The sequence below is a fragment of the Desulforegulaceae bacterium genome (assembly GCA_034006035.1).
Lineage (GTDB): Bacteria > Desulfobacterota > Desulfobacteria > Desulfobacterales > JACKCP01 > JACKCP01.
The window spans coordinates 145,904-159,216 of record JAVETN010000006.1 but is presented as its reverse complement, the minus strand read 5'-3'; the positions used below and the strand labels follow the sequence as shown (position 1 = coordinate 159,216).

Sequence of the window (13,313 nt, the reverse complement as noted above, 5' to 3'; positions counted from 1 at the left end):
ATTCTTGCATTTAAAAATCCGTCAGAAATAAGCCTCGCTTCGAGAGGATTAAGACTTTTATCCAGGTCGGCAGACACTTTTTTTATTTCAATGTCAGAAATAAGCCTCGCTTCGAGAGGATTAAGACATACAAAGGATTAATAAACATTCTTGCATTTAAAAATCCGTCAGAAATAAGCCTCGCTTCGAGAGGATTAAGACTTTTATCCAGGTCGGCAGACACTTTTTTTATTTCAATGTCAGAAATAAGCCTCGCTTCGAGAGGATTAAGACTTGAACTCGAATCCTACTGTGCGTAGGACTCCGATTAGGTCAGAAATAAGCCTCGCTTCGAGAGGATTAAGACAAATTCTGTCATATTTTTTCAATCTGTAATTCATTGCCGTCAGAAATAAGCCTCGCTTCGAGAGGATTAAGACTGATTGACATTGCCTTGACAGGAGTGTTGGGGAAAGTCAGAAATAAGCCTCGCTTCGAGAGGATTAAGGCAAATAAGGCTGTGATTTCTTTCTGCTGATTCCCAAATAAAAGAGCTTCTTAAAACAGAGCATGGAAAAAGCAGAGCATGGAAAAAACAGAGCATGGAAAAAACAGAGCATGGAAAAAGCAGAGTATGGAAAAAGCAGAGTATGGAAAAAAACAGAGCTAAATTAGCACGTTATCTCTGTAAGGAGTATAATTTTTTTGACCCTGCGGGTAAAATGCCGGCAGCCGGCTGCATAAAAGCTCTGTCAACTATTGAAAAGCAGGCTGGTCTGGAAACTTTTTACAATTTCAAGCCTAAAACTAAAACTAAGAAAACAGAGAAAGTAAATCTTCGTCTGGACAAAAGTGCCTGAGCCTGAGAATGTGCCTGATACAGCAGGCAAAATAAAAAATATCAAATTAATTCCTGTAGAAACCATTGAGCAAAGGTGTATCTGGAATGAGCTAATGATAAGCGAACATCCCAGAAAAGCAGGTCACCTTGTAGGCAGACAAATAAAGTATCTCATTAGTTCAGACCATGGATGTCTTGGAGGCCTTGCTTTCAGCTCTGCTGCTTTACATGTTGAAGACAGAGATAAATGGGTTGGCTGGGATTGGCCAAAGCGTCAGACGTTACTTCATTATATTCTTAATTTAAGCAGATTTTTAATCAGGCCGTGTGTAAAATGTAAAAATCTGGCCTCCCATATTCTTGGAATGGCAGTAAGGCAATTTCCTGAAGACTTTTATAAAAAATACAATTACAGACCATTACTTCTTGAAAGCTTTGTTGATACAACAAGCCATTCAGGAACTTGCTACAAAGCTGCAAACTGGGAGCTTGTTGGAAAAACAAAAGGCCGAGGCCGTCAGGATTCATTATGCGAATTCAAAGAGACAATCAAAGATATTTATATTTACAAGCTTGATGATTTTTTCAGGGAAAAATTTGGCACAAAGGCACCTCAAGATTTACAGCCCCTGCCTATTGAATCCTTTAGTGCTGAAGATTGGGCAAAAGAGGAATTTTCAGGAGTAGATATTGGAGATAAACGCCTGGATGAAAGACTTATTCAGACTGTTGAAGAAATATACAAAAACCCCTCTGCTTCATACAGTGCATGTGTTGGAGGAGACTGGAAGAAAGTAAAAGGTTTTTACAGGTTGATTGACAAACCAGATGATTCAGCCGTTTCAGTTGAAAATATATTAAAACCTCACAGAACAAGAACAATCCAAAGGATTAAAGCTCAAAAAACCGTTTTGTGTATTCAGGATGGAACCAAAATTAATTATGATAATCTCAATAACTGCACCGGACTTGGAGAAATAGGCAAAAATCAAACAAAAGCAGTTACAAAAGGCTTTCACATGTATTCAACCATGGCAGTGACAACTGATGGACTACCTCTTGGGATATTAAGTTCAGAAATAACATCGCCAAAAATCCAAAAAATAAAAAGAACTAAAAATGAAGAAAGAAACAGTTCCATAGAAACAAAAAAAATATTTTCCTGGATAAAAGGCATCCGTGACTGCATGTCAATAAAAAAACTTACTCCTGAAACAGCTTTGGTTAATGTAATGGATAGAGAAGGAGACTTTTATGAACTTTTTGATACTCATAGAAATGAATGCATTAAAATTGATTTGCTTGTAAGAGCTGCCTTTGACAGAAAAATAAATGGAAATAATAAACTTTTTGATAAATTAAGAAATACCCCAGCATCAACTTCTATTGAAATAGAGATACCTCGTCAAAGTCAGAGATTAAGAAGAGGAACTCAAAAGGCAAAACCCAAAAAAGAAAGACGAACAGCAAAAGCATTAGTAAGTTTTGAAAAAATAAGCTTAAAACCACCGTCTTACAGCAAAAGTAAAACATCTATAGAACTTTGGGCAATACATTTAAGGGAAGAAAATCCACCTGAAAATATTGACCCTGTAGAATGGTTTTTATTGACAACAATTAATATAGAATCTACAGAAACAGCCTTGGAATGCATAAAATGGTATTGTTTGAGATGGCGTATTGAAGATTGGCATAGAGTTTTAAAATCAGGGTGTAAAATCGAAGAGCTTTCAATGAAAAAAGCAGCAAGATTAAAAAGAGCTATTGCAATAAATATTGTAGTTGCCTGGCGAATTATGCTCATGACTCTTTTGGGGAGACAAGCTCCGGAGCTTCCGCCTGAAATATTATTTTCCGATATTGAAATAAAAGTACTTCAAGGTTATGCTCAAAAAAAACTTAAAAAAACCTGTCAGCCTTGGTGAAATGGTAGTTATGGTGGGAAAACTTGGAGGATATCTGAACAGGAAAAATGATCCTCCAGTTGGACATCAACTAATTTGGAAAGGTTATAATCTTTTACAGATTATATGCGAGGGATATTCCTTGAAAGAATATCCCTGAGAAAAAAAATGTGGGTAAAGGGCAGAGCTCTGGCTTGGGAATGTAATTATTGGATTCCCACCATTTATTCTAAAATTCTTGTATAAATATGAAGAAAAACAGAATCTTTATCGTTTGGCTGTCTTATAAACAAAAGCCGGTTTGACAATAAAATTTCATTTGCAAGCCTCATTGCAAGATGTGTTTTTTCACAGCCCGGAGCTCCAGTAGTTGTAATTGCTCTGCTTTGTGAGTTTTTATCTTTTTTATTTCACCTATTGCAGAATAAAGGATTTTGAATTCATTTTCATGAATAGTTTTAAGATCTGGATGGGTTTGAAAAGAATTGTCCACCCTTGAAATTAAAAATGGGTTATTAAGTATAGAGTTCTTCAAGTTTTAAGCCTTAATTGTAAAAATAATTAAGATTAATCTAAGAGATTAGAGTTAAATTTAAAATTTGTAAAGCTGTGTGATAGGTAATTTTTTTGGGTTAGTTTCCAAGTTCCAGCAGAAAGAAAGCCAGACTCGTTTCAGACTCGCTCCCAAGCTCCTGCTAAAAATTCAACTATTTGAAATAACAAGGTTTATTTGTAGATATCCATGAGGTAACCTGGTTGACCAGCAGGCTTTTTTGTCTTTTTATTGTTTTATTCATTATCTTTTTGGTAAAAAATGCTTAAATTTTGAGATCTTTTCTTTGTGATTGAATATCTAATGTGTAATATTAAGTTTCGCTTAAGTTAATAAGTAAAACATTCAGAATAAAAGATATAAATTAAGGAAAGTTATGGAAGCAGAGATAAAAAAAGAAGGAACCTGGAAAGAGGCTTTTCTTTCTTTTTTTCATAGAAGAGTGATAACCATGTTTTTTTTTGGTTTTTCGGCTGGGCTTCCAATTTTACTGATTTTTTCTTCTCTTTCTTTATGGCTTAGGGAAGCAGGTGTTGAAAGATCTGCTGTTACTTTTTTCAGCTGGGCAGCACTTGGTTACTCTTTCAAGTTTGTTTGGGCTCCTGCTGTGGATGTTATTCCTATATTTTTTCTTTCAAAAAAACTTGGCAGAAGACGTGGGTGGATTTTTTTATCCCAGCTTATGATTGTTTCTTCCATAGTATTGATGGCATTCACTGATCCTTCGAAGGGACAATTCAATGTTTACTTAATGGCTTTTGCAGCAGTTTTGCTTGGATTTTCATCGGCCACTCAGGATATTGTAATTGATGCATACAGAATTGAAAGTGCCCATTTAAGACTTCAGGCTATGATGGCTTCCTCTTATATTTCCGGCTATAGAATAGGAATGCTCACAGCCGGAGCCGGAGCTCTTTTCATGGCTGATCTTCTTGGCTCAAGAATGGGAAGCTACAATTATAATGCATGGATGTATACTTATTTGTTTATGAGTATGTTTATGCTTGTTGGGGTGCTTACTGTTTTATTTATAAAAGAGCCTCAGTCTTATAAAGAGAAAAACTATAAATATAAATCCAATGATTATCTGGGAGCATTTCTGTCTCTTGTTTTAGGAGCAATTGGTTTTATTTCAGTATTTTATTCTACAAAACCTGTTTCTGTGTTTTTAAATCAAATTTTCAATCAATTTGTTTTATTTAAATTTTTAAGCGGATTTTTGATTGGTTTTTTAAGACTTGGGCTTTCTCTTTGTGCAGGGTTTTTTATTGCTTATATTTTAGGGAAAACAAAACTTGTAAATCAGGAAATGATAAAATACACTTATATTGAACCAATTAAAGACTTTTTTACAAGATATAGTAAAAATACAGCCATTTTTCTTTTACTTCTTATAGGACTTTATAGAATTTCAGATATTATTCTTGGAGTTGTATCAAATATTTTTTATCAAGACTTAGGGTTTACCAAAACAGAAATAGCCGGTATTGTAAAAACTTTTGGTCTTTTTATGACAATTGCAGGAGGATTTATAGGAGGAATTTTTTCTCAGAAAAAAGGAGTGATAAAAATTTTATTCTGGGGAGCTTTTTTTTCGTCGGTAACAAATCTTTTATTCATGGTTCTTGCCCACTTAGGACATAATACCTTAATGCTTTATGTGGTTATTTCTGCTGATAATCTTGCTGCTGGACTTGCTGGTGCTGCTTTTGTTGCATTTTTATCCTCCCTTACAAATATTAAGTTTACAGCTGTTCAATATGCTGTTTTCAGTTCTTTGATGACTCTTGTTCCAAAACTTTTTGGAGGATATTCTGGTTCAATTGTTGATTCTGTGGGGTATCAGATGTTTTTTTTGATTACTGCAATTATTGGAATCCCTGTACTTTTTCTTGTATTAAAAGCTGAGAAAAATTTGAAAATTAAAGAATGATATTTATCATTAAAAAATTGATTAATTATAAATAATTTAAAATTTCGGAGTATTAACCATGAAAAAACAAATAATTGTACTTGCGACTAAAAACCAGGGCAAAAAAAAAGAAATGGCAAAATTTCTTGAGGGCTATCCTGTGAAAATTATGAGTCTTGAAGACTTTGGGCCTATTCCTGAAATAATTGAAGATGGTGAATCTTTTGATGACAATGCTTATAAAAAGGCAAGTCTTACTGCAAGATATCTTGGCTTCCCGGCTATAGCTGATGATTCAGGTCTTGTTGTTCCAAGTTTAGGAGGAAAGCCTGGAGTTCATTCTTCAAGATATTCAGGTGAAGATGCCTCTGATGAAGATAACATTAAAAAACTTCTTAAGGATATGAGTGGAATTGATAAAAGAGAAGCTTATTTTGAGTGCGTTATTTCAATTGCAGTACCCATAGGTCCTGCTTTAACCTATGAGGGGAAATGTGAAGGTGTTATTTTAGAAGAGCCAAAAGGCGAAGGCGGGTTTGGGTATGATCCTGTATTTTTATTTCCTGAGCTTGGAAAAACTTTTGCAGAGCTTTCAGTTGAAGAAAAAGCAAAGGTAAGTCATAGGGGAAAAGCTCTTGAAGAAATTAAAAAAGAAATTGATAAAGTACTTGTCTGGATTGAACAAAATCTTCCAAGACAGGAGAACTTTGAATGCCAAAGATAGAAATTTTTTTTGATCTTGTTATAAAAAATAGATCTTTTAGAAGGTTTGATGAAAGTTTTGATTTAGATGAGGAATTTTTAAAAGGCCTTGTTTTTACATCCAGACACACAGCTTCAGCCGGAAATCTTCAGCCTTTGAGATATAGGCTTGTTTTTGAGAAAAAAGAAAAGGAAAAATTGTTCTCAAGTCTTTCCTGGGCAGCTTATCTTAAAGATTTTGATGGGCCCGTAAAAGGCGAAAGGCCAGGAGGATACATAGTTATTTGTAAAGAGATTTCTTTAAAAGGAAATCACTTTATGTTTGATACCGGAATATCTGCCCAGACAATTTTGCTTGATGCTGTTTCCAAAGGATATGGGGGATGCATGATTGCATCTTTTAATTTAAAAAGACTTGTAAAAGATCTTGAGATTTCACAAGGAGTGGAGCCTGTTTTAGTTATAGCCCTTGGAAAGCCCATGGAAAAATGTATAATTGAAGATGCTGAAGATTCAAAAGAAATAAAATATTATAGAGATGAAAAAAATATTCATTATGTGCCTAAGATAAAACTTGATTCTCTTTTAATCTAAAATCAGTTTTTATTTTTAATATCAGATTTAAATGGGGAAATTATGACAAAAAAAAATGCTTTGGATATTGTTGGACAAAAAATTAAAGCTCTACAAAAAAAAAGAGAATCCATTTTAAAAATGGAGCCTGAAAAAGCATTGGAAGCTATTCTTGATTATAATGAAAGTTATCCTTTGGTTCATTCTTTCCCTGAACAATCTTTATATATGCTTTTAAATGAAATTGGGTATGAAGATTTTCTCCCGGTTTTATCAATAGCAAATAAAAAACAATGGGAATATATTGTAGATCTTGAAATCTGGGAAAAGGATGAAGTAGATATTACCAAGGCTTCTTTCTGGCTGGGAGTCCTCCATATGACAGATCCTCAAAGACTGGCTGACTGGCTTTTAGATGATCAGGAAGATTTTCTAACTTATTTTTTAAGAAACAGGATTGATGTGGTTATCCGTGAACACGACGAAGATCCTTCCATAATTCCAGCTGATTTTATGACATTTGATGATGTGATTTATTTCAAGGTTTTAGATTCAAAAGAGGACAAAAACCTTCCAATAAATATTAAAAGCCTGGTAACTGATATTCTTGGAAGAATAGCAGACAGATCTTATAGGGACTTTCAATCAATTATATTTATTTCAGCAGGAGTTATAAATGCTGAACATTTAGAGCATCTTTTCAAGTTTAGAAATGCAAGGCTTGAGGAAAAAGGTATCCTGCCTTTTTATGAGGCTATTGAAATTTTTGCCCCTATAGATTTAAAAAATATAAAGAAAAGATCTGAAAATAAAAACTTAAATCCCGCTGTTTTTTTTGATGACCAGGGAAACATCAATTCCAATGCGGTTATGGATATTTTTTCTGTAAATAATTATTTTCTTGATTCAGATGATTTTTCTCTTGAATTTGTTTCCTTATGCAATAGGGTGATTTCAGGTGAACATAAAAAAATAAGAACAAGAAAAGAGCTTTCAGATCTTGTAAAAAGAGTATCTGGAATTTTAAGGATTGGTGCTCAAAGTCTTGGTGAACTTGATGAAAAAACAAGTGAAAAACAATTTTTGGAACTTGCCTTTGAATCATATTATACCGAAGATATTTTCAAGGCAGGAAACACTCTTATAAGAAATTTAAGGGAAAAAGTTTTAGGCTGGCAAAGAAATTCCTTTGTTCTTAACAATTCATTTGACTTGAGTTTTATTGGCGAAAAATGGTTTGGGATAGTAGGGGGGATTGCTGCTTGGCCATCTGTTTATTTTGATAATTATCAAAGCTCATCCAATATATATAAAGAGTTTTCATCTATAGATGAGGTGAAAAATTCAGAGAAAGAAATAGAAAAGCTTATTGCTGTTGATGATCTTTTAGGACTCCTTGAAATTAAGGAAATAAAAGCAGACACTCTTTTTATAAACTGGCAGAATTTTATTCTTACTTTATGGGCAAGGGACTGGCTCCACCTTAAAGAAAATGTTTTTGAACCAATTAAAGTAAAAAATTTTAAAGAATTTTATCAGTGGCTTTGGGTTGAAGATAGTGGAATAAGAACTCCGGGGAAAGAAAAAAAGCAGGACTTTTTAAATTGGCTTGTAAGAGTTGCTGAAATTAATTATGAATCTCTTCTTAAAAGACTTGGTCCTTTGTTTGATGAATTGTTTGAGCTTGTTGAAGAAGAGCTTGGAAATGTGGATCTGGAAAACATTGATCCTAAATATATTTCTCTTTTTATCCTTTGTTGATAGCCGCCTGCTTTTTTAAATTATTTTTCTATGTCAGTTAAAATATCCTCAATTACTTTTCCGGAATCACCAAAAAGAGTGATATTTGCCACAGTGTTTGTAAGGGGAGTTGATTGGGGATTTATTTCAATTACAAAAGCTCCTGATGTTTTTGCAATCACAGGAATTGAGGATGCAGGCTGAACAACAGCTGAGGTTCCTGCAACAATAACAACTTCACATTGAGAAGCAAGAATATTTGCCCTTTCAAGGGCGTCAAGAGGAATACTTTCCCCAAAAAATACACAATCAGGTCTTAAAATTCCACCACAGCTTTTACACTTTGGGGGAAGAGATGATAGGTCAAGGCTTTCAAGATTTATTTTTTCAAAACACTCCATACAATAAAACTTGGCAAAGCTTCCATGGAATTCAATTACATCGGTGTTTCCTGCTTTTTGATGGAGGCCGTCAATGTTTTGGGTTATTATTGAATTTAAATATCCTTTTTTTTCGAGTTTATAAAAGCCTGAGTGGGCAGAGCTTGGCTTTGCCTTTATAAGTGTGTTTTTCATATCTTTTAAAAAAACTTCCCACACATCTTTTGGGTTTTTAAGAAAATAATTTATTTCAGCATATTTCATGGGGTCATATTTTTCCCATAACGAACCTTTTCCTCTAAAAGGAGGAATCCCGCTTTCAATAGAAATTCCTGCTCCTGTAAGTGCTATTGTAAGTTTTGATTTTTTTATTTTAGAGGCGGCTTGTTTTATAAGGTTTTTCATTTATAACTCCCATTATTGTTTTTTCATAATTAGGTTTTTTTAAAAATTTGGTTCTTAAAGTTCTATTTCCATCCCTGCAAAGATCCCAACTACTTCTATCCCTGTTCCTTTTAGGATACTTTTAACTGATTCAACCAGATTATCAATATCATTGTCTGTTTTGTCCTGGTTGTGATGAAAAAGCCCAAGCTTTTTTACTTTGGCAAGCTTTGCAAGCTCTGCAACCTGACTTACACTTGAATGTCCCCATTCTTTTCTTTTAAGATAGTCTTTGTCTGTATATTCGCAATCGTGAATTAAAAGGTCACAGTTTTTTGAAAAATCAGCATACTCTTCCAGTGTTTTTCCATTTTCATGAAGATGGCCAAGTTCATTGTCTGTTAGAAAAACAAAGGTTTTATTGTTTTCCCTAAATTTATATCCACACCCGGAATTGGGGTGACTTAAGTTTATGGGTTCAATTTTTATTGTGTCTATTTTAAACCCGCCGGGGCAACCGTCTTCATATGTAATAGTTGCCTTAATGTCTGTATACTTGATTGGAAAGTTTGGAGGTGACATTACCCTTGTCATCATTTCTTCAGCATATTTACCTGGGTGGGGGCATCTGATAATATTTAGTTTTGTTTTAGAAAGAAAAAGAGGTTTAAAAAAAGGAAATCCCATTAAGTGATCCCAGTGAGCGTGGGTAAAAAGAATATTAAATGAAGAATTTTTTTCAGATATAAGCTTGTTTCCCAGCTGCCTTATTCCTGTGCCAGCATCAATTATTATGATTTCATTGTTACGGCTTCTTATTTCCATACATGTTGTATCACCGCCGTATTTTAAAAAATCTTTTCCTGAAACAGGTATAGACCCCCTAGCACCCCAGCATTTTATAAACATTTATGACCTTCCTGAGATTTTTTCTAATCAACAATGAAAAGGAAAATAATATTCAATTACTTTTGCCTTAAACAATTACGATTGTCAACTTTTCACATATAATTTCTAGGTGAATGGCATAGAGTTTAAATTTAATTTTTCAATTTAAGGATCTTTAAATAATTATTGTTTATTTAATGGATAAATCGGAAAAATTAAACTTTTATATAAGAGTTTTAGTTAATTTGGGTGTAGAGTTTTACTATAGTTAAAGGATAGTTGAGTAAAATATCTCAGTTTTTCAAAGGGTTAATTGGGATTAAGAATTTAAATATGATTATCTTGGTAGTACACTGTGTTATTTTGTTGAATTATGTTTACATTCATGAGATAGTAAACTTATGCATACAAGGTACAGGAGCAGATTCAGTAAATCCGTTAATAAAAAATAAACAAATAATAAAGGAGTTTAGCATGGCTCAGATGATCGCAGACAAAAGAGATGTGGATTTTGTTTTACACGAACAGTTTTCAATTGGGGATTTTTCAAAGTTTGACAAATTTTCGGATTACAACAAAAGAACCATAGACATGATAATGAAAGAGGCTGTAAATCTTGCTATAAAAGAGATTCTTCCTCTTCAAAAAATAAGCGATGAAGTAGGATGTGTTTTCGATGCTGGGGAAGTAATCGTTCCAAAGGAATATCATAAGGTTTACAAAAATTATTGTGAAGGCGGCTGGCTTGCAATGTACGATGACCCAAAATGGGGCGGTCAGGGAATGCCTAAAACTGTAGCTCAAGCTGCAAATGAATTTTTCTATGGTGCATGTAACTCTTTTATGCTTTTCAATATGCTCTCACATGGTGCTGCAAAGCTTGTTGAAAATTTTGGAACTGATGAGCAAAGAGAAAAATGCCTTAAAAACATTTATTCAGGTAAATGGGCAGGTACTATGCTTTTAACTGAGCCTGAAGCAGGTTCAGACGTAGGTGCTCTTACAACATCAGCTGTAAAAAATTCTGATGGTACCTACTCAATTACAGGTCAAAAAATTTTTATATCAGGTGGTGAGCAGGATATGGTTGAAAATATTATTCATCCTACTCTTGCGAGAATTGAAGGTGCACCAGAAGGCAGTAGAGGAATTTCTCTTTTCCTTGTTCCAAAATTCAGAATCAATGATGATGGTAGCCTTGGAGAGTTCAACAATGTTGTGTGTACAGGGATTGAGGAGAAGATGGGTCTTCACGGAAACGCTACATGCTCACTTGATCTTGGCGGAAAAGGGGAATGTATAGGTACCCTTATAGGTACAGAAAACAAAGGTATGTCACATATGTTCCAGATGATGAATGAAGCTCGTCAGATGGTTGGACTTCAGGGATTTGCCAATGCAACAGCTTCATATATCAACGCCATGAATTATGCCAGAGAAAGAGTTCAGACCAAACATATGACTGCACCTAAAGAAGCTGGACCAGCATGTATAATTGAGCATCCAGATGTTAAAAGACAGCTTCTTTTCATGAAAGCCCATGTGGAAGGAATGAGAAGTCTTATATATTACAATGGTCTTATAGAAGACAAAAAAATGGTTTCAGATGATCCTGAAGAAATAGAAACTTTAAGTGGAATCCTTGAAGTTCTCACACCGATTATAAAAGGTTATATCACAGATAAAGCATGGGAAGTATGCAGCTACGGTGTTCAGGTTTACGGTGGATACGGATATATTGAAGAATTTCCCCAGGCACAGCTTCTAAGAGATGCAAGAATTTTTCAAATTTATGAAGGAACAAACGGAATTCAGTCTATTGACCTTCTTGGAAGAAAGCTTGGAATGAAAAAAGGTAAGCCTTTTATGGATTATCTAAATGAAGTTCAGAAAACAATCAATGAAGCAATGAAAGTTGATGAAGTAAAAGAACTTGCTACTGATCTTTCAGCATATTTTGAAAAATATGCAAAAACAGCAAAGATTCTTGGTGAAAAAGCAGGCTCTGATGATGTTTTAGAGGCTTTCTCTTTTTCATTGCCCTTCCTTGAAACAACTGGAGATCTTACAATGGCATGGATGCTTTTGTGGAGAGCTTCTATTGCAGCTCCAAAAATTGGTAAGAAGAAAAAAGATGATAATTTTTACCAAGGGCAGATAAACACTGCAAGATATTTTATAAAAACACTTCTTCCTGTAGCTTCAGGAAAACTTGATGCAATTGCTGATACTGATGGTTCAATTATTGCTATGGAAAACGAAATGTTTGGAAGTAGATAAGTTTTTTTTAGTTGATTAACAAGGTCGCCTTCTTAGGCGACCTAAAATACTTGTCAAGTGGTTGAAATTTAGAGTTTTATTATCGATTTTAAGTTTTAGATTTTAATCTGGAAATATTTAAAAAAAATTTGTTTTAATTTAGACCTGTGCCTCAGTGTTTATTCCTTTCAAAATAATCTCGTCTTCTTTTACCCCTATGTCTTTGGCTATTACATTGCATTTAGCCTTTAAAAGAAAAAAAACATCTCTTTTTTCAAGGGAAAGGCCTTCATAATTTCCTTGTCCTTTGCTTATTACAAGGTCTGAATTATTAAATAAACTTTTGAATTCATTATTTGATTTAGATAAAACTGCTCCTGGTGAATCCACTCCTGAAGATACAATTTCTGAGACCTTATCAAGGCCTGAGCTTATTGCATCATCATAAGTTACATCATTAATAACTGGAGTTCCTCTAACTGCATAATACACCTTTTTTTTAAGCTGTTTTATCAAAAGAGTGTCAAAGACAGTTTCTCCGCAATTATCTCCAATAAAAAGAATAGACTTTGAGTTGTTTAATTTTATTTTGAAAGATTCATAATCAAAAACTCCAAAGTCCTGATAAAGAATTTTTTCAAGGTCTTTTTTAATATTAAATTTCTTATCTACCCCAAGGTCGATTACATTGCCTGCTATGGAAATTCTTATTGCACAAAGAAGAGGATCTTTTGCCTGGCTTATTGTTTTCTCAAGTTCAGGTAAAAGTTCTTTAGCCTGTAAAATGTTTTCATTTTTAATTTTTCTATATGGATCTTTAATTCCTGTAACTTCCCTTACTATTCTGTAAATATCTGCTGCAGTTTCAACAGGGGTGTTTTCGAGGGGAATATGTTTAATAAATTCTCCGGTTTCATCCAGAAGTTTTTTTAATGTTTTTTCGTCTGCTCCTGTTTGTCTTCCTGCACGAAGAGCTTGTTTTATGAGACAGGGAATGCAGTCTAGGTAAGTTTTCATTTTTGCTCCAAATTTTTTATCTTGCCTTGGTGATGACAGCCAATTAATTGTCAAGTTAATGTTTTATAAAAAAACCATTTATTTCAATTACTAATAAAGAGATGACAAAGTGTAAAGGTATAAAATTTATCATTTCTTTACAGATAAATAAGGTGGTGGTAGGTAAAACTTTAGTTTTAGA

Annotated in this window: 10 protein-coding genes and 1 CRISPR repeat array; of the genes, 7 read left to right on the top strand and 3 right to left on the bottom strand. The window is 33.8% G+C overall.

Annotated features, from left to right (window positions below):
* Positions 1-20: 20 nt before the first annotated feature.
* Positions 21-489: direct repeats of the CRISPR family, unit length 35 nt; unit sequence GTCAGAAATAAGCCTCGCTTCGAGAGGATTAAGAC.
* A 92-nt stretch (positions 490-581) separates the two neighbouring features.
* From RBR53_06715 to RBR53_06690, 6 genes are all read left to right on the top strand, one after another.
* Complete coding sequence (locus RBR53_06715; protein ID MDY0132346.1) at positions 582-839, top strand: hypothetical protein; 258 nt, start codon at positions 582-584, stop codon at positions 837-839.
* Positions 832-2,745, top strand: a complete 1,914-nt coding sequence (locus RBR53_06710) for an IS4 family transposase (protein ID MDY0132345.1) — start codon at positions 832-834, stop codon at positions 2,743-2,745. Before RBR53_06715 ends, RBR53_06710 begins: the two co-directional genes overlap by 8 nt.
* 908 nt (positions 2,746-3,653) lie before the next feature.
* A complete protein-coding gene (locus RBR53_06705) occupies positions 3,654-5,210 on the top strand; it encodes an MFS transporter (protein MDY0132344.1) in 1,557 nt (518 codons plus the stop codon).
* A 58-nt stretch (positions 5,211-5,268) separates the two neighbouring features.
* Positions 5,269-5,913 (top strand): XTP/dITP diphosphatase, encoded by a 645-nt coding sequence (locus RBR53_06700; GenBank protein MDY0132343.1) that lies wholly within the window; start codon positions 5,269-5,271, stop codon positions 5,911-5,913.
* The gene (locus tag RBR53_06695; GenBank protein MDY0132342.1) at positions 5,901-6,485 is read left to right on the top strand and encodes a nitroreductase family protein; all 585 of its coding nucleotides are present in this window, start codon (positions 5,901-5,903) and stop codon (positions 6,483-6,485) included. Before RBR53_06700 ends, RBR53_06695 begins: the two co-directional genes overlap by 13 nt.
* A gap of 42 nt (positions 6,486-6,527) precedes the next feature.
* Complete coding sequence (locus RBR53_06690; protein MDY0132341.1) at positions 6,528-8,225, top strand: DUF6178 family protein; 1,698 nt, start codon at positions 6,528-6,530, stop codon at positions 8,223-8,225.
* A gap of 20 nt (positions 8,226-8,245) precedes the next feature.
* Here the strand turns inward: RBR53_06690 and RBR53_06685 are convergent, their stop codons facing one another.
* Positions 8,246-8,989 carry an NAD-dependent deacylase gene (locus RBR53_06685; GenBank protein MDY0132340.1) on the bottom strand — a complete coding sequence of 248 codons (744 nt, stop codon included), beginning with the start codon at positions 8,987-8,989 and terminating at the stop codon, positions 8,246-8,248.
* A gap of 54 nt (positions 8,990-9,043) precedes the next feature.
* Complete coding sequence (locus RBR53_06680) at positions 9,044-9,877, bottom strand: MBL fold metallo-hydrolase (GenBank protein ID MDY0132339.1); 834 nt, start codon at positions 9,875-9,877, stop codon at positions 9,044-9,046.
* A gap of 453 nt (positions 9,878-10,330) precedes the next feature.
* On the opposite strand from RBR53_06680, the gene RBR53_06675 reads away from it, so the two are divergent.
* Complete coding sequence (locus RBR53_06675; protein MDY0132338.1) at positions 10,331-12,136, top strand: acyl-CoA dehydrogenase; 1,806 nt, start codon at positions 10,331-10,333, stop codon at positions 12,134-12,136.
* 138 nt (positions 12,137-12,274) lie between these two features.
* Here the strand turns inward: RBR53_06675 and RBR53_06670 are convergent, their stop codons facing one another.
* Positions 12,275-13,132: an ARMT1-like domain-containing protein gene (locus RBR53_06670; protein MDY0132337.1), complete on the bottom strand. Its 858-nt coding sequence runs from the start codon at positions 13,130-13,132 to the stop codon at positions 12,275-12,277.
* Between the last annotated feature and the right edge of the window lie 181 nt (positions 13,133-13,313).